The sequence below is a fragment of the Vibrio sp. Vb0667 genome, assembly GCF_033391095.1.
In genome coordinates this window covers 46,460-62,661 of the sequence record NZ_JAWPOL010000025.1, presented here as the reverse complement: position 1 = coordinate 62,661, position 16,202 = coordinate 46,460, and the positions used below count along the sequence as shown (strand labels likewise).

General features: G+C 47.2%; 18 protein-coding genes. 9 read left to right on the top strand and 9 right to left on the bottom strand.

Translation table 11 applies throughout. The features are described from left to right. The first annotated feature begins 472 nt into the window (after positions 1 to 472). The gene (locus tag R8269_RS18485) at positions 473 to 1,021 is read left to right on the top strand and encodes a gamma carbonic anhydrase family protein (protein ID WP_005379096.1); all 549 of its coding nucleotides are present in this window, start codon (positions 473 to 475) and stop codon (positions 1,019 to 1,021) included. A 7-nt stretch (positions 1,022 to 1,028) separates the two neighbouring features. Here R8269_RS18485 and R8269_RS18480 read toward each other — a convergent pair whose 3' ends face one another. The 4 genes from R8269_RS18480 to R8269_RS18465 all read right to left on the bottom strand — a co-directional run bounded on the left by R8269_RS18480 (position 1,029) and on the right by R8269_RS18465 (position 3,753). Next, complete coding sequence (locus R8269_RS18480; RefSeq protein WP_005379090.1) at positions 1,029 to 1,292, bottom strand: DUF1488 domain-containing protein; 264 nt, start codon at positions 1,290 to 1,292, stop codon at positions 1,029 to 1,031. A gap of 3 nt (positions 1,293 to 1,295) precedes the next feature. Then, a complete protein-coding gene (aroE, locus tag R8269_RS18475) occupies positions 1,296 to 2,129 on the bottom strand; it encodes a shikimate dehydrogenase (RefSeq protein WP_017821584.1) in 834 nt (277 codons plus the stop codon). A gap of 101 nt (positions 2,130 to 2,230) precedes the next feature. After that, positions 2,231 to 3,148, bottom strand: a complete 918-nt coding sequence (hemF, locus tag R8269_RS18470; protein WP_017821583.1) for an oxygen-dependent coproporphyrinogen oxidase — start codon at positions 3,146 to 3,148, stop codon at positions 2,231 to 2,233. Positions 3,149 to 3,195: 47 nt separating this feature from the next. After that, on the bottom strand, positions 3,196 to 3,753 hold the full coding sequence (locus tag R8269_RS18465) for an L-threonylcarbamoyladenylate synthase (protein WP_005379084.1): 558 nt from the start codon (positions 3,751 to 3,753) through the stop codon (positions 3,196 to 3,198). Between the two features lie 199 nt (positions 3,754 to 3,952). Here R8269_RS18465 and purE point away from each other — a divergent pair, with 199 nt between their 5' ends. Together purE and R8269_RS18455 are read left to right on the top strand one after the other, a co-directional pair. After that, the gene (purE, locus tag R8269_RS18460; RefSeq protein WP_226084078.1) at positions 3,953 to 4,438 is read left to right on the top strand and encodes a 5-(carboxyamino)imidazole ribonucleotide mutase; all 486 of its coding nucleotides are present in this window, start codon (positions 3,953 to 3,955) and stop codon (positions 4,436 to 4,438) included. Positions 4,439 to 4,442: 4 nt separating this feature from the next. Beyond that, positions 4,443 to 5,576 carry a 5-(carboxyamino)imidazole ribonucleotide synthase gene (locus R8269_RS18455; RefSeq protein ID WP_226084079.1) on the top strand — a complete coding sequence of 378 codons (1,134 nt, stop codon included), beginning with the start codon at positions 4,443 to 4,445 and terminating at the stop codon, positions 5,574 to 5,576. A 65-nt stretch (positions 5,577 to 5,641) separates the two neighbouring features. Here the strand turns inward: R8269_RS18455 and R8269_RS18450 are convergent, their stop codons facing one another. The 4 genes from R8269_RS18450 to R8269_RS18435 all read right to left on the bottom strand — a co-directional run bounded on the left by R8269_RS18450 (position 5,642) and on the right by R8269_RS18435 (position 8,957). Further along, entirely contained in the window at positions 5,642 to 6,211 is a 570-nt protein-coding gene (locus R8269_RS18450) for a type I DNA topoisomerase (protein WP_258477501.1), read from the bottom strand. A 76-nt stretch (positions 6,212 to 6,287) separates the two neighbouring features. Then, positions 6,288 to 6,767 carry a DUF494 family protein gene (locus R8269_RS18445; protein WP_005379074.1) on the bottom strand — a complete coding sequence of 160 codons (480 nt, stop codon included), beginning with the start codon at positions 6,765 to 6,767 and terminating at the stop codon, positions 6,288 to 6,290. Between the two features lie 2 nt (positions 6,768 to 6,769). Beyond that, on the bottom strand, positions 6,770 to 7,879 hold the full coding sequence (gene dprA, locus R8269_RS18440) for a DNA-processing protein DprA (RefSeq protein ID WP_248487139.1): 1,110 nt from the start codon (positions 7,877 to 7,879) through the stop codon (positions 6,770 to 6,772). Further along, the gene (locus R8269_RS18435; protein ID WP_017635610.1) at positions 7,863 to 8,957 is read right to left on the bottom strand and encodes a LysM peptidoglycan-binding domain-containing protein; all 1,095 of its coding nucleotides are present in this window, start codon (positions 8,955 to 8,957) and stop codon (positions 7,863 to 7,865) included. Before R8269_RS18435 ends, dprA begins: the two co-directional genes overlap by 17 nt. Before the next feature lie 138 nt (positions 8,958 to 9,095). On the opposite strand from R8269_RS18435, the gene def reads away from it, so the two are divergent. The 6 genes from def to R8269_RS18405 all read left to right on the top strand — a co-directional run bounded on the left by def (position 9,096) and on the right by R8269_RS18405 (position 15,465). After that, positions 9,096 to 9,614, top strand: coding sequence for a peptide deformylase (def, locus tag R8269_RS18430; protein ID WP_005379068.1), 519 nt, complete (start codon positions 9,096 to 9,098; stop codon positions 9,612 to 9,614). Positions 9,615 to 9,647: 33 nt separating this feature from the next. Then, positions 9,648 to 10,595 carry a methionyl-tRNA formyltransferase gene (fmt, locus tag R8269_RS18425; RefSeq protein ID WP_054579447.1) on the top strand — a complete coding sequence of 316 codons (948 nt, stop codon included), beginning with the start codon at positions 9,648 to 9,650 and terminating at the stop codon, positions 10,593 to 10,595. 80 nt (positions 10,596 to 10,675) lie between these two features. Continuing rightward, positions 10,676 to 11,959, top strand: a complete 1,284-nt coding sequence (gene rsmB, locus R8269_RS18420) for a 16S rRNA (cytosine(967)-C(5))-methyltransferase RsmB (RefSeq protein WP_258477514.1) — start codon at positions 10,676 to 10,678, stop codon at positions 11,957 to 11,959. A gap of 63 nt (positions 11,960 to 12,022) precedes the next feature. Then, positions 12,023 to 13,399 (top strand): Trk system potassium transporter TrkA, encoded by a 1,377-nt coding sequence (gene trkA, locus R8269_RS18415; protein WP_005379062.1) that lies wholly within the window; start codon positions 12,023 to 12,025, stop codon positions 13,397 to 13,399. A 9-nt stretch (positions 13,400 to 13,408) separates the two neighbouring features. Beyond that, complete coding sequence (locus R8269_RS18410; RefSeq protein ID WP_017821575.1) at positions 13,409 to 14,854, top strand: TrkH family potassium uptake protein; 1,446 nt, start codon at positions 13,409 to 13,411, stop codon at positions 14,852 to 14,854. A gap of 26 nt (positions 14,855 to 14,880) precedes the next feature. Further along, positions 14,881 to 15,465, top strand: coding sequence for a DUF3157 family protein (locus tag R8269_RS18405; protein ID WP_017821574.1), 585 nt, complete (start codon positions 14,881 to 14,883; stop codon positions 15,463 to 15,465). A gap of 33 nt (positions 15,466 to 15,498) precedes the next feature. Here R8269_RS18405 and trhA read toward each other — a convergent pair whose 3' ends face one another. Then, positions 15,499 to 16,152 (bottom strand): PAQR family membrane homeostasis protein TrhA, encoded by a 654-nt coding sequence (gene trhA / locus R8269_RS18400; protein ID WP_005379047.1) that lies wholly within the window; start codon positions 16,150 to 16,152, stop codon positions 15,499 to 15,501. Positions 16,153 to 16,202 lie beyond the last annotated feature (50 nt).

Genomic DNA, 16,202 nt, shown 5'->3' with positions numbered 1-16,202 from the left:
GCAGAAGTAATGTTTGAATTGACTGTGCTGAATCTTTCGATTCAATGGTCACTTCGTATCATTGAAACCTAATTTGATACCGAGGTATCTAATTGGATTATCATCAACGAGTGCCCACACAGATTGATAGGTCTATATTGTTAAAGAGCTTTCCTGTTGAGCTTCGCTCAAAACAGGACGGCCATTTTAGCGAGTTAAAGTTTAGTGTCAATCACTTTTTTCAAACTTTCTTCAAGCGTTTCCGCTTGGCTAACTTGGCTTGCTAACTTGGCTTCTTACTTTCGAAACTTAAGCTTCGAAGCGTTGCCGTGTCAGCGAGGTGGCATTATAGAGATTGCGATCACATTGGCAAGCCCTTTTTCTCGTTTTTTTTGATTTTTTTATCGTTTGGGTGTTTTTTATTCTAAAAGGCGAGTTTTCACTACTATTCTACCTCCATACACCCTGTAATCGCCCTGAATAAGGAAAAAAGATGAGCTCAATGAGAAGCTACAAAGGTATAAAGCCTGAACTTGGTGAGCGTGTTTACGTTGACCCAACCTCTGTTTTAGTCGGTGATATCCGAATTGGCGATGATTCTAGCATTTGGCCATTGGTAGCAGCGCGAGGCGATGTAAACCACATTCACATTGGTGATCGAACGAATATTCAAGATGGCAGTGTTTTGCATGTCACCCATAAGAACGCCGAAAACCCAAACGGCTACCCATTGATTATTGGTAATGACGTTACGATTGGCCACAAAGTGATGCTGCACGGTTGTGAGATCCACGATCGTGTTTTGGTTGGTATGGGAGCTATTGTTTTAGATGCTGTTGTAATTGAGTCAGAGGTGATGATCGGAGCAGGCAGTTTAGTGCCACCTGGGAAAGTATTAGAAAGTGGCTACTTATATGTTGGAAGCCCAGTAAAACAAGCTCGCCCTCTATCAGAAAAAGAACGAGCTTTCTTGCAAAAGTCTGCCAACAACTATGTGCAGAACAAAAACGACTACTTAAATGAAGTAAAAGACTTGAACTAAAACCCTGTTAACCGATGATGATATGGCCTTCTTCGTTGAAGGCTTCATCTTCTATTAGCTCTTCAGCCATTTCTTCTAGGTCGAATCTGTAATCAGTAAACACTTTAATTGCCGCTTGCTCAGTTTCAATCAGTGAACCACTGAGCTTTTCTAACTTTTGTTTCGTCACAAAGCACTCTATTAGTGCGCCTGATTGTTGCGCCGAAAAGTTTACCGATTGTGATACTTCATCCCATGATTGAATATCTGGGAATAAGATGGATTGATTCATCGCTTATTGACCTTCAAGATTCTTTCTTAGTTCTCTGAGAATTTGTTTGGCACCAGGACGTAAGCCACGCCAGAGCATAAAGCTTTCCGCAGCCTGCCCAACTAACATTCCAAGACCGTCATACGCATGAGCGGCACCATTCTCTTTTGCCCATAAGTTAAAGCTCGTCACCCCTTTGCCATAAATCATGTCATAGCTTGTACTGTTAGCGGCAAAGATGGAGGATGAAATAGTCGGCAGTTCACCACTAAGAGAAGCGGATGTGGAGTTAATGATGACATCATACTCTTCATCAATACTTGCCATCTCTTTGGCGAGGATAGGACCGTGAGAGACAAACAGCTCTGCGAGCTCTTGTGCTTTACTAAAGGTACGGTTGGTAATGGTTAAAGAGGTCGGCTTTTGATCGAGTAGTGGCTTAATAACACCACGAGCTGCACCACCAGCACCAATAATTAGGATTCGCGCACCTTCCAATACAACCTGATGCTGAAGCAGATCTTGCACTAAACCTGCACCATCAGTGTTGTCACCGATGATTTCACCATCGTCTAACTTCTTGAGGGTATTTACCGCGCCTGCTAACTGAGCCCGTTCTGTCAATCGACTAGCAAATTGATAAGCATCTTCTTTAAATGGCATAGTGATGTTGCACCCCTTGCCACCTTCAGCAAAAAACACCTTCGCCGCGTCAATAAAACCATCAACAGGTGCACTTTCTGCGGTATACACCAAAGATTGATTAGTTTGACGAGCAAACAAGGTGTGAATGAATGGCGACTTACTGTGTCCGATAGGATTACCAAACACGGCATAGCGATCGATTTGCTGGGTCATTTCCTTACCTTTGTTCCTTACTTAGATATAGAGAAAACAGGGCCACCTGATTACAGATGACCCTATCACTATCTATCTATATAGAAAAGGAGATTCCGTGCTTACCACTCTCGGGGCGTTAGGTATCGCTCGTAAAGTTCAGCTTCTGGCGATCCCGCTTCTGGCTCGTAGCAGTACTCCCAGCGAGCGAGCGGCGGCATTGACATCAGAATCGACTCAGTACGCCCACCACTTTGTAAACCAAATAAGGTGCCACGGTCATACACTAAGTTGAACTCTACGTAACGGCCGCGACGATATAGTTGGAATTCACGCTCACGCTCACCATACTTGATCTCTTTACGACGAGAAACGATCGGCAAGTAAGCCTGGCAATAGCCTTCACCCACTGCTTTGATGTAAGCAAAACACTTATCAAATTCCCACTGGTTTAGATCATCAAAGAACAAACCGCCAACACCGCGAGTTTCATTACGATGTGGTAGGAAGAAGTATTTGTCACACCATGCTTTATGCTCTTGGTAAACATCGTCACCAAATGGCGCACAAAGCAGTTTTGCAGTGTCGTGCCATGATTGGCAATCTTCTTCAAATGGATAGAACGGCGTTAGGTCAAAACCACCACCAAACCACCAAATTGGGTCTTCGCCATCTTTTTCTGCAATAAAGAAGCGGACATTGGCGTGTGAAGTCGGTACGTAAGGGTTTTTAGGGTGAATAACCAAAGAAACACCCATCGCTTCAAAACGACGACCCGCTAGCTCTGGGCGATGCGCTGTCGCAGATGCTGGCATTTCTTTCCCTTCCACATGCGAGAAGTTCACGCCTCCCTGCTCGAAAACAAGGCCATCACGCAAAACACGTGAGCGACCACCGCCACCCAGTCGCTCTCCTTTTTCACGTTGCCATGCATCTTCGACAAAGACGGCCTTTCCATCTTCTTGTTCTAACTGCTGACAAATGGAGTCCTGAAGTGACATCAAGAACTGCTTTACGGCGTGCTTATCGATCGCTGACATATGTTATTACCTATTACGTGAAACCTAATGATGGCTGGCTAGCAGGGTTAACCCTGTCTTAATATTTGTGAAGTTTTGGCGTCACGAATCTCGCTGGGTTTATCACGACCGCTGGTCTCGCCACGAAGAATGGCGACCAGCTTATCACCCAACTGCTCTTCGACTTCTTCCGTGGTCATACACGGTGGTAAGCCGGAAAGATTCGCGCTGGTAGAGGTTAACGGCTTTCCGAATGCATTACACATTTTTTGCACCAAAGGATGATCAGTCACACGAACCGCAATTGAATCAAACTGCCCTGAAACCCAGTTGGATACTTTATCGCTCGCTGGCATGATCCAAGTGTATGGGCCTGGCCAAGTGGCATGAACAGTCTGTAATTGTTCTTCAGTCAACTGAGATTCATCAATATAAGGCAAGAGCTGATCATAACTTGCCGCGATGAGAATCAGCCCTTTTTCTACCGGACGCTGCTTGAGCTCTAATAGCTTTTGAATTGCTTCTGGGTTATCTGGATCACATCCGACACCAAAAACCCCTTCTGTTGGATAGGCAATCACTTCGCCTTGCTTGAGTGCGTTGAGCACTTGTTCAAAGTTATCCACCGATTACTTCCTATTTGTTTGACTGTGTTGTTTTCACTAAGTGTACAAATATTCATTCTCAGACACTAAAGCAATTTTTTTATAAAATGTATCAATAGCGCCAACAACAAGACGCAAACGTTTGCTTGAGATAAAAATCCCCGTATAATGCGCACAAATTTATAGCTCACCTAATTTTTGCAGCTTAAAGGAGTTTGAGATGAAAGTCGGTATCATCATGGGTTCTAAATCCGATTGGCCAACCATGAAACTAGCAGCGGACATGCTAGAGCAATTTGGCGTGCCTTACGAAACAAAAGTCGTGTCAGCACACCGAACTCCTCAATTACTGGCTGACTACGCTAGTAGCGCAAAAGAACGCGGCATCAAAGTTATCATCGCAGGCGCAGGTGGTGCAGCCCACCTACCAGGTATGGCGGCGGCGTTTACTAGTTTGCCAGTGCTTGGGGTTCCCGTTCAGTCTCGTGCACTGAAAGGTATGGATTCACTGCTTTCTATTGTACAGATGCCAAAGGGAATTGCGGTTGGTACATTGGCGATTGGCGAAGCGGGAGCAGCAAACGCCGGTATCCTAGCAGCGCAAATCCTAGGCACTCATGATGAAAACATCATGGCGAAGGTAGAAGCATTCCGTAATGAGCAAACGGAAACAGTTCTCGCAAATCCAAACCCTGCAGAGGATTAATCAGATGCATGTACTGGTTCTTGGTGCGGGTCAGTTGGCTCGTATGATGTCTCTGGCTGGTGCGCCACTGAATATTCAAATTTCAGCTTACGATGTCAGCAGCGGTGATGTCGTCCACCCTTTAACTCAACAGGTACTTGGCCATGGCTTGGAAAATGCGATTACGCAAGTTGATGTGATTACTGCCGAGTTCGAGCATATTCCACATGACGTGCTCAAAGTTTGCGAAGCGAGCGGCAAGTTCCTACCAAGTACGCAAGCCATCAAAGCAGGTGGTGATCGCCGTATTGAAAAAGCACTGCTTGATGATGCTGGCGTGCGCAACGCGAAATACTACGTCATTGAAACTCGTGAAGACTTTGACCGCGCAATTGAACACGTTGGTATGCCAATGGTTCTGAAAAGTGCATTGGGTGGCTACGATGGTAAAGGCCAATGGCGCTTAAAAGAAGCTTCTCAAGTCGACGACATTTGGACTGAGATGGCAGAGTGCATCGCGGCAACACCAACTCAAGCGATTGTTGCTGAAGAGTTTGTTCCTTTTAACTGCGAAGTATCACTGGTTGGTGCTCGAAGCAAAGATGGCAGTGTGGAAGTGTACCCTCTGGCAGAGAATGTTCACACCAACGGTGTATTGAGTCTTTCTACTGCGATTGATGCGCCAGGGTTACAGGAACAAGCAAAGCAAATGTTCACGGCTGTCGCAGATAGCCTAGATTACGTTGGCGTATTAGCGCTTGAGTTCTTTGATGTCGATGGGGCACTTTTAGTGAATGAGATTGCTCCACGCGTGCACAACTCTGGTCACTGGACACAGCAAGGTGCAGAAACGTGTCAGTTTGAAAACCATCTGCGCGCAGTGTGCGGCTTACCATTAGGTAGTACGAAATTGGTTCGTGAAACCTCAATGATCAATATTCTTGGTGAAGACACACTACCAGATGCATTGTTATCAATGGATGGTTGCCACCTTCATTGGTATGGCAAAGAGAAACGTGCAGGTCGCAAGATGGGACACATCAACGTGTGTGGCGACTACCCAGGAGAATTGCACCGTAGGTTGTGCGCCCTGGCAGACATCTTAGACCCAATAGCTTTCCCAGCCGTGCAAGCGTTCGCTAAACAGCCTCAACACTAACGTTTGGCAGCAAAAAAACAAAAAAGGGTCGCACGATGCGACCCTTTTCAATTCCTTTAATTCATTTAACCTTGCTGGGTGTGCTGGCACTTACGGTTGGCACATTGCAATTTCACACCACTGGCGAGTTTCTTCTCCACCAACAAAGTAAAACCACATTCTTCGCATCTCCCTTTAACCGGAGGGAGATTCACTGCAAATTTGCATTTAGGGTAGTTATCACATGCGTAGAATGTTTTGCCAAATCGGGTTTTACGCTCCACCAAATGTCCTTTGCCACATTCAGGGCAAGCGTGTTGCTCTTGTGACTGCGCCTCTGGCTCAGGTTGATTAATCGACTCAATATGATGACAAGCCGGGTAATGGCTACAACCAACGAACATACCGTAGCGCCCTTGGCGGAGTACCAACTCATTGCCACACTCATGACAAGGCACACCCAACTCTTTCACGATGTGACCATCATTGCTGTGTAGCGGTTTAATGTAATCACAGCTTGGGTAATGGTTACAGCCGAGAAATGGGCCATGTTTTCCGTGCTTGAGAGTCAGCTCACCACCACATTTTGGACACGGCTCGTGCTCCAAAGCGTGTTCATGGGCAGAGAAAAGGGTGTTGTCGATTTTACTACTCATACTTACCGTTTCGTGAAAAACACACAAAAAGACAAGCTCGCGTTTATTCTGGCTAAACTCGAACTTGCCCAGATGGTTAGTGAAGAATCCCTTGTTCCTTGGTGTACAACAGCTCTTCCATTAGCGTGTAAGCGTTTTCGTTGCCAGGCACATTAAACAGCACCATCAGAATGATCCATTTGAGGTCTTCAAGCTCAAACTCACTCGTTTCTAATCCCATCACTCGGTCAATCACCATTTCGCGAGTTTCTGTGGTTAACACATTGATTTGCTCGAGAAACAATAGAAATCCTCGGCATTCCAAATCTAAACGCTGCATCTCTTTCGCTGTGTAGATACGAGTTGATGACGAAGCCATGCAAGTCGAGATTGCAGAAGAGGTGTCACTTTGCTGCAATGCGGCAAGCTCTTCTAACCAGACAAGGGCTTTGTAGATATCTTTTTGTTGGAAGCCTGCACGGAGCAATTCTTCTTCCAACTCGTCTTGTTCGACCTGTAACTCTGCATCGCTATGGATGTAGGTTTCGAATAGATACATCAGTATATCCATCATCATAGCTAGCCCCTCCCCTTTCGAATATAGCCACCTGAAACCGCAACGACATGCCCAGAGAGTTCTAACTCTAAGAGCTGCATCATGACTTCTTGGACAGGTATATTGGTCCTGTTTGCAAGAATATCAACCGGTGTAGCTTCACTTCCTACGTTAGCTAACAGCTGAGGAAATGGCAATTCTTCTTCTTCATTTAACGTAGAAAATAAATCGGTACTCTGATTAATAGACCAATCAAGCAAGGACTGTATTTCATCTAAGACATCTTTCGTCTTTTCTACGAGGCAAGCGCCATGACGTATCAACTGGTTTCCTCCGCAAGCATTGGGGGCATTGATTGACGCTGGCAGCGCAAATACTTCTCGACCTTGCTCAAGCGCGTAACGAGCTGTAATTAACGAGCCGCTCTTTTTCGCCGCCTCGACGACCAGTACACCAAGCGATAATCCACTAATAATACGATTACGACGCGGGAAGTTTTCTGGGCGCGGCTTGGCATTAGGCCGAAACTCAGACACCAAAGCCCCATGTTCAATAACACGTTGCGCTAAACCACGATGACGTGCCGGATAAATATTTGCTAAGCCAGATCCTAGCACCGCAATCGTCTTACCACCCGCTTGCAACGCACCATCATGCGCATGACCATCAATGCCTAAAGCGAGACCACTGGTGACAATAAAATCGTGCTGAACAAACTCTGCAGCGAACTGACGTGCATGCTGTAATCCATCAATACTCGCATTTCGGCTGCCAACCATCGCGATTTGTGGCAGAGAAAGACAAGCAGGGTTTCCTTGAACAAAAAGTAGAGGTGGCGGCGCAACGATTTGTTTGAGTTGAGGTGGATAACGCGGGTCAGTCAGTGTCAGGATATGATGATTTGTAGAAGCCTCAAGCCAACTTAAACAAGCATCGACTTCTTTATCTGTTGAAGCCCAAGCTTGAATTTGCTTAGTTGTTAACCCAAGTTGTTGTAGCTGTTCAGGAGAGAAGTTTACGATGTTACGTGGCGTGTCTCTTGCCAGTAGCTTATTCATTTTGACGCCGCCAATGCCTGGTAAACAACTCAGTTTTAACCAGGCATCGAGATCATCGTTATTTCGTCGATTCATCGATGGTTAATTCGTCCGCCAACGGTGACACCACCGAAATATCTTGGTTAATGGGTTTCGTACTGTTAGTGATCAGTGCCAAGCTAAAGTACTCATAAGGACGAATGACCAGCAACTCACCAACTTTGCTTTGAGGCAAAGTAATTTTCTTATCAAGCACGCCAAACTCTTTCTTGAACTCATCGCCGTCTTTGTAAACTGGGTGCGCGTCTTCTTTTAAATCAAACACACTGCCTTGCTTCAGATTGTCTGACGTGCCTTTATCAATCACCACGACTTGGTTAGTTGAACTAAAGCGAATACCTTCGATATTACCTAGCAACTTTGCCGAACTGCCTTGTGGCGACGGCAGCGGGTAGAACGTAGTCGTGAAGTCAGTATTCTCAACCGATTGATTTGGCAACGCGATATCGTTACGTAGAATTTCTTGCATCTGCGATGTAAGCTTCAAACCTGAATAATCACTCGAAGCTTCAACGAGCTCGCCTTTGGCAATCAAACGCAGCGCGGTAATCTCTTCGGACACATCGTCACGCGAAAAGGTAGCTACTGGTCGGTAAATAGCCCAACCTGTCGCGGTCTGATTACCATTGATATACAGCACATCTTCTGCAGTCAGATACTTACTGCCTTTGCTGCTACCCATCACTTTTGCTGCACTGTTCAACGCATCTTGATCCAGCAACCGATCCGATTTGAGGTAAGGCATCACCAAACCTTCCGCGACCGTTGGTACCGCTTTCTTTTCCGTGATACGTGCTTTCGGGCTCAGCTTCTTAACCGGTTTTAGGCTCAATACGGGCTGACCGTTAATCCACACCAAAGACAGCTTGTCACCGGGATAAATTAAATGAGGGTTGTCGATTTCCGGGTTTACTTGCCATAAACGAGGCCACAACCACGGGCTATCCAAGTACATGGCCGAAATATCCCATAGCGTATCGCCCTTCACGACTACATATGTTTGTGGCGCATCATCTTTAACAGTCAGTGGGTTTGCATCCACATTTGCTACAGCGTTGAAAGAGAAAAGTAACGGCAACGTAACACTGGCAACGTTGCGGAAAATTCGATTCATGACCCTCGTCCTTGGTCTATTAAGCAGGAACCAGAATGGAAATTGGTGCAAGGATGCTGTCATTTAGGCTATAAAATGTCTAGAATTGAGCCAACAAGGTTTGTGCTGTTTCGGCACAGTTCAATATTTCGAGTGAATATGTCTGTATTACAAGTATTAACATTCCCGGATGATCGCCTGCGCACAGTCGCAAAGCCTGTTGAAGCGGTGACACCTGAGATTCAAAAAATCGTCGATGACATGATTGAAACCATGTACGACGAAGAAGGTATTGGCCTTGCTGCAACGCAGGTTGATATCCACAAACGTATCGTAGTGATTGATATTTCAGAAACTCGCGATGAGCCGATGGTGCTAATCAACCCTGAGATTCTGGAAAAGCGTGGCGAAGATGGCATCGAAGAAGGCTGTCTGTCGGTACCAGGTGCACGCGCACTTGTGCCTCGCGCTGCAGAAGTTACCGTTAAAGCACTGGATCGTGATGGCAAAGAGTTCACCTTTGAAGCCGACGACCTGCTAGCGATTTGTGTTCAACACGAGCTTGATCACCTACAAGGTAAGCTGTTCGTGGATTACCTATCGCCACTGAAACGCAAACGCATTCAGGACAAGCTAGCAAAAATCAAACGCTTTAACGAGAAGCAGCAAAACGCTTAATCTCGAACCATACCAATTAGAAGGAAGTCTACCTTGAGTCAGTCTTTACGAATTGTCTTTGCAGGTACTCCGGATTTCGCCGCCCGTCACTTGGCGGCGTTGTTGTCTTCGGAGCATGAAGTCATCGCGGTTTACACAAACCCAGATCGTCCAGCGGGTCGTGGCAAAAAAATGGCTGCGCCACCGGTAAAACAACTGGCGCTAGAACACAATATCCCGGTTTACCAACCTGAAAGCTTTAAGTCCGACGAAGCGAAACAAGAACTTGCCGATCTGAACGCCGACCTCATGGTTGTCGTGGCGTACGGTATGCTGCTGCCACAAGCGGTTCTTGATACCCCTAAACTGGGTTGTATCAACGTACATGGTTCTATCCTACCTCGTTGGCGTGGTGCGGCTCCAATCCAACGCTCTATTTGGGCGGGCGATGCAGAAACTGGCGTGACCATCATGCAGATGGACATCGGTCTCGACACTGGTGATATGCTGAAGATTGCAACTCTGCCAATCGAAGCGACAGATACCAGCGCTTCAATGTACGAAAAATTGGCTGAGCTTGGCCCAGAAGCCCTGATTGACTGCCTAGCAGACATTGCTGCGGGTAAAGCAGTGCCAGTGAAGCAAGACGATGAGCTCGCGAACTACGCGAAAAAGCTCAGCAAAGAAGAAGCACGCATCAACTGGAACGACGATGCGGCGCACATTGAGCGCTGCGTTCGTGCATTTAACCCATGGCCAATGAGCCACTTTGAGGCGGCAGAAAACAGCATCAAAGTATGGCAAAGCCGTGTGGCAGAGCAAACCAGTGACAAGCCAGCCGGCACCATCGTACAAGCAGATAAAACCGGTATTTATGTTGCGACAGGCAACGGCGTACTGGTGCTAGAGCAACTGCAAGTTCCTGGCAAAAAAGCCATGTCAGTTCAGGATATTCTGAATTCGCGTGCGGCTTGGTTTGAAGTTGGCACTCTGCTGGTTTAAGCCATACTAGGGGTTATTATCCCCAATTATACGAACTTTTAGAGGGCAGAGATGCCCTCCTTTACTTTAAGGTACTCATCATGAATGTTCGCGCTGCGGCTGCTAACGTCCTGTATCTTGTCGTCGACAAGGGCCACTCACTTTCAAGCGCTCTTCCAGCGGCTCAACAAACGGTACGACCTCGTGACCACGCTCTGTTACAAGAGATCTGTTACGGTGCGCTACGTTACCTACCTCGCCTAGAAATGATCGCAAACCAATTGATGGATAAGCCGCTAAAAGGCAAACAACGTGTATTCCATCACCTAATTCTGGTTGGTATTTACCAACTGAGCTTCATGCGCATTCCTGCGCACGCAGCTGTCGGTGAAACGGTTGAAGGCACTAAAGAGCTGAAAGGTCCTCGTCTGCGTGGTTTGATTAACGCTGTATTGCGTAACTACCAGCGCAACCAAGAAGAACTCGACCAAATGGCCGTCAGCAACAACGCTGGCAAGTACGGTCACCCAAGCTGGTTACTAAAACTGCTGCAAGAGGCCTACCCACAGCAATGGGAAAGCATAGTTGAAGCGAACAACCAAAAAGCACCAATGTGGCTCCGTGTAAATCACCAACACCACACTCGAAATGAATACCTTGCGCTGCTCAAAAATGAAAACATTGATAGCACGCCACACACAGAAGCAATGGACGCCATAAAATTGGCCACACCATGTGACGTGATGAAGCTACCTGGTTTTGATAAAGGTTGGGTTTCGGTACAAGATGCGGCGGCGCAGCTTTCGATCAACTACCTAAAACCACAAGACGGCGAACTGATTTTAGATTGCTGTGCTGCGCCAGGTGGCAAGACTGCGCACATTCTAGAGCGCACGTCGGGCAGTGAAGTGGTCGCGATTGACTGCGACGACACACGCTTGAAACGTGTGCATGAAAACCTGAAGCGTCTCAACCTTCAGGCAAAAGTGGTTTGCGGTGATGCGCGTAATCCACAAGAATGGTGGCAAGGCGAGCAATTTGATCGCATTTTGCTGGATGCCCCATGTTCTGCGACTGGCGTGATTCGTCGTCACCCAGACATCAAATGGCTACGTCGTGCAGACGACATCGCCGCATTAGCAGAGCTGCAAAGTGAAATTTTTGATGCCATGTGGACGCAACTGAAACCCGGCGGCACCATGGTTTACGCGACTTGTTCAATCACACCGCAAGAAAACGTGGAGCAAGTAAAAGCGTTTTTAGCACGTACCGCGGATGCGCAACTGCTGGATTCTGATCCCGACCAGCCTGGTCGTCAAATTCTACCAGGCGAAGAAGATATGGATGGTTTCTACTACGCAGTGCTAACTAAAACACACGCGTAACAGCATGCTAAATAGGGCGATTGAAGTGATTTCAATCGCCTTTTTCAGATACGAGAAAAGAGTATGAAGATCATTATTCTTGGTGCAGGTCAGGTTGGCGGCACACTGGCAGAAAACCTAGTGGGTGAAAACAACGACATCACCATCGTCGACAATAATGCCGACCGACTGCGTGAATTGCAGGACAAATACGACCTGCGTGTGGTCAATGGCCATGCGAGCCACCCAGACGTGCTGCATGAAGCTGGCGCGCAAGACGCCGATATGCTCGTCGCAGTAACCAACACTGATGAAACCAACATGGCTGCCTGTCAGGTCGCGTTCACTCTATTCAATACCCCAAACCGCGTTGCACGTATTCGCTCTCCAGAATACTTGGCAGAAAAAGAAGCCCTGTTTAAATCTGGCGCTATTCCTGTTGATCACCTTATCGCACCAGAAGAACTCGTCACGAGCTACATCGAACGTCTGATCCAATACCCAGGCGCGCTGCAAGTGGTGAGCTTTGCTGAACAGAAAGTCAGCCTAGTGGCGGTGAAAGCCTACTATGGTGGCCCGCTGGTGGGTAATGCGCTGTCTGCTTTGCGTGAGCACATGCCGCACATCGATACCCGTGTGGCGGCTATTTTCCGCCAGGGTCGCCCGATTCGCCCACAAGGCACCACGATTATTGAAGCCGACGATGAAGTGTTCTTCGTTGCAGCAAGTAATCATATTCGCTCAGTGATGAGTGAGCTTCAGCGTCTAGAAAAACCGTACCGCCGCATCATGATTGTTGGCGGGGGTAACATCGGCGCAAGCTTGGCTAAACGCCTAGAGCAAACTTACAGCGTGAAGCTGATTGAGCGTAACTACCAGCGTGCAGAAAAGCTCTCTGAGCAACTAGAAAACACCATCGTGTTCTGCGGTGATGCGGCAGACCAAGAGCTTCTCTCGGAAGAGAACATCGACCAAGTCGACGTTTTCATCGCGCTGACCAACGAAGATGAAACCAACATCATGTCTGCAATGTTGGCAAAACGCATGGGCGCTAAAAAAGTGATGGTGCTGATCCAACGTGGCGCTTATGTAGACCTGGTACAAGGCGGCGTAATTGATGTAGCAATCTCACCTCAGCAAGCCACTATTTCAGCCTTGCTAACGCACGTTCGTCGCGCTGATATCGTAAACGTGTCCTCACTTCGCCGCGGTGCTGCGGAAGCGATTGAAGCCGTCGCTCACGGTGATGAAAGTACATCTAAAGTGGTTGGACGTGCGATTGGAGATATAAAGCTTCCACCTGGGACCACCATTGGTGCTATCGTTCGTGGCGAAGAAGTTCTTATTGCCCACGACCGTACGGTCATCGAGCAGGATGACCATGTGGTGATGTTCCTGGTCAACAAAAAATACGTATCAGACGTCGAAGCGCTATTCCAGCCGAGTCCATTCTTCCTCTAGGATTTTCCTATGGTCAACTTACGTCCCGTACTGTTTGTTATCGGGCTGGTTTTATCCAAACTGGCCCTGTTTATGTACGTGCCGACTTTGGTCGCTTTCTTTACCGGTACGGGGGGATTCCTCGATTTCGCCCAAGCCGTTGTGATCACGCACCTTGCCGCCTTCATCTGCCTAACGATAGGTCGAACCGCCAAGTTCAAACTCAGCGTACGCGATATGTTCCTCATCACCAGTTTGGTTTGGACCATCGCGAGTGCGTTTGCCGCCTTGCCATTTGTGTTTATCAACCACATCAGCTTCACCGACGCCTACTTCGAAACGATGTCGGGTATCACCACGACGGGCTCAACGGTGCTCAGTGGCCTAGACAACATGGCGCCGAGCATATTGCTGTGGCGCTCTATTTTACAATGGCTTGGTGGCATTGGTTTTATCGTGATGGCGGTAGCAGTGTTACCTATGCTGAATGTCGGTGGTATGAAGCTATTCCAAACCGAATCATCAGATTGGTCGGATAAAAGTAGTCCAAGAGCGAAAACGGTCGCCAAAAACATCGTAGCGGTTTATTTGATGCTAACGGGCCTATGTATTTTGGGCTACTTGATCACCGGCATGAACCTGTTCGAAGCAATCAACCATGCCTTTACTACGCTATCGACGGGTGGATACTCTACATCTGATGGGTCAATGAACCACTTCTCTAATGGCGCACATTGGGTGGCCACTACCTTTATGTTCTTAGGTGGTTTGCCGTTTTTGCTCTTTATCGCCGCATTACGTAAACGCCGTATTGATGTGTTGGTTAACGACGCTCAAGTTAGAGGATTTGCGTACCTGTTCGTATTCTCAAGCTTAGTGATTTCAGCTTGGCTAGTGATTCGAGATGGGTACACCATTTTGGATGCCCTGCGAGTGTCGATGTTTAATATTGTCTCTGTCGTCACCACAACTGGCTTTGGCTTAGAAGACTTCACCGCATGGGGCGCATTACCCACAACTCTTTTCGCATTCTTAATGATGGCGGGAGCATGCTCAGGATCAACGTCTGGCGGGATCAAAATCTTCCGCTTCCAAATTGCGATGACGCTGCTAAACAAACAAATGATGAAGTTGATTCACCCTTCAGGGGTGTTTGTACAGCGTTATAACCAGCGACCGGTGAATGATGATATTGTTCGCTCAGTGGTGGCATTTGGCTTGATGTTTTTTATCACCATTATCTTTATCGCGGGTTGTTTAAGTGCACTTGGCCTCGACCCTGTGACCAGTATTTCTGGCTCAATCACCGCCGTTGCCAATGTTGGCCCTGGTATGGGCAGTGTGATTGGCCCGACAGGCAACTTCGCGCCTCTGCCCGATACTGCCAAATGGCTCTTAAGCTTTGGGATGTTAATGGGCCGCTTGGAAATTCTGACTATTCTTGTACTGTTCTTTCCTGCGTTTTGGCGCCGCTAAGCAGACTCTAATTAAAAGGTATAACAATGAAAACATGGATTACTCTGGCGACCCTACTTGCCGCCTCATCCACATACGCCGCCGAGGTCATCACTTTAGCCGATGGTCGAGAAGTGAAGTTGAACGATGACTTTACCTGGGAATACGTCATGAAAAAAACGGCGCAGCAAGCGACGGAGACACAAACAACAGCAAGCGTAGTTGAAACAATCGCAGCTCCTGCGATTGCGACAATCCCAGTGATAACGAAAACCGTTGGCACGACCGTGGTGGTAAACGCCAAAAAGCCAACCATGCAGCTATCAGATTCAGGTGTGGATGTATTGATTGGTTCAGCAAGCTATCAAAGCGGTGAGCTTGTTTTACCTACATCAATCACTAACCAAAGCTCTCAATCTGTCATTCAAGTGGAAGTTGAGGTGCAAGTGTTTGATATGTCTGGTCAGCAACTGGCAAAAGAAAACGTGACTGTTTGGCAATCCATCAAGCGCATGGCGGATACCTACCTGCGACCTCAGCAAGCGGAGCAAGGTAAGAGCATAAAACTGGCTGTACCGCAATCACAGCAATACCAGTTTTCTGCCAAAGTGCTAGAGGTAAAAACTCGCTAATACGTGTTTAATATTCTTTGTTGAGCCTATCGGCTAGATAGGCTCAACAAAGTAATAAATAGCAAAGAAATGGCACACGCAGCCAGCCAAAACAAAGCCGTGCCAAATCGCATGGTTAAAGGGAATGCGCTTCGCAACGTAGAAAATCACGCCCAGTGAATACACAATTCCACCAGCGGCAAGCAGTGTAAGTCCGCCGACATCCAAGTTGATCGCCAACTGATAAATCACAATCAACGATAACCATCCCATCACCAAATACGTCATCAAAGAAAGCTTTTTAAATCGATAGACGAACGCAACTTTCATGATGATGCCGATCAACGCAATGCTCCAAATAACGATCATCAACCCAAATGCTAGAGGTGTTCTTAAGCTGACTAACAAGAAAGGGGTATAGCTGCCTGCTATCAAAAGATAAATAGCACAGTGGTCGAAGGTTTTTAGCCAACGTTTCGCTTTGGGATGAGGGATCGCATGATAGAGCGTCGAGGCCAAAAATAGCACGATAATACTCGCACCATAAATCGCCATACTGGTAAGCGTTAAAGTGTCAGCTTGATGGTCTATGGCTTTAACTAACAGCAGTATCAAGCCAACAATACCAAAAATCATCCCTATACCGTGGGTGATGGTATTGGCCAGTTCTTCACGTTGACTGTATTGAGGTTTCTGCAGCTCGGACATCAATGCGCCTATACTAGAGTTTGAAATTTGCTCTAGTATGGCACATTAGG

Bases quoted from the DNA above. Each gene is read 5' to 3' on its own strand.
- R8269_RS18485 (WP_005379096.1), top strand. From the start codon at position 473: ATGAGCTCAATGAGAAGCTACAAAGGTATAAAGCCTGAACTTGGTGAG.
- R8269_RS18480 (WP_005379090.1), bottom strand. From the start codon at position 1,292: ATGAATCAATCCATCTTATTCCCAGATATTCAATCATGGGATGAAGTA.
- aroE (WP_017821584.1), bottom strand. From the start codon at position 2,129: ATGACCCAGCAAATCGATCGCTATGCCGTGTTTGGTAATCCTATCGGA.
- hemF (WP_017821583.1), bottom strand. From the start codon at position 3,148: ATGTCAGCGATCGATAAGCACGCCGTAAAGCAGTTCTTGATGTCACTT.
- purE (WP_226084078.1), top strand. From the start codon at position 3,953: ATGAAAGTCGGTATCATCATGGGTTCTAAATCCGATTGGCCAACCATG.
- R8269_RS18455 (WP_226084079.1), top strand. From the start codon at position 4,443: ATGCATGTACTGGTTCTTGGTGCGGGTCAGTTGGCTCGTATGATGTCT.
- R8269_RS18450 (WP_258477501.1), bottom strand. From the start codon at position 6,211: ATGAGTAGTAAAATCGACAACACCCTTTTCTCTGCCCATGAACACGCT.
- R8269_RS18445 (WP_005379074.1), bottom strand. From the start codon at position 6,767: ATGATGATGGATATACTGATGTATCTATTCGAAACCTACATCCATAGC.
- dprA (WP_248487139.1), bottom strand. From the start codon at position 7,879: ATGAATCGACGAAATAACGATGATCTCGATGCCTGGTTAAAACTGAGT.
- R8269_RS18435 (WP_017635610.1), bottom strand. From the start codon at position 8,957: ATGAATCGAATTTTCCGCAACGTTGCCAGTGTTACGTTGCCGTTACTT.
- def (WP_005379068.1), top strand. From the start codon at position 9,096: ATGTCTGTATTACAAGTATTAACATTCCCGGATGATCGCCTGCGCACA.
- rsmB (WP_258477514.1), top strand. From the start codon at position 10,676: ATGAATGTTCGCGCTGCGGCTGCTAACGTCCTGTATCTTGTCGTCGAC.
- trkA (WP_005379062.1), top strand. From the start codon at position 12,023: ATGAAGATCATTATTCTTGGTGCAGGTCAGGTTGGCGGCACACTGGCA.
- R8269_RS18410 (WP_017821575.1), top strand. From the start codon at position 13,409: ATGGTCAACTTACGTCCCGTACTGTTTGTTATCGGGCTGGTTTTATCC.
- R8269_RS18405 (WP_017821574.1), top strand. From the start codon at position 14,881: ATGAAAACATGGATTACTCTGGCGACCCTACTTGCCGCCTCATCCACA.
- trhA (WP_005379047.1), bottom strand. From the start codon at position 16,152: ATGTCCGAGCTGCAGAAACCTCAATACAGTCAACGTGAAGAACTGGCC.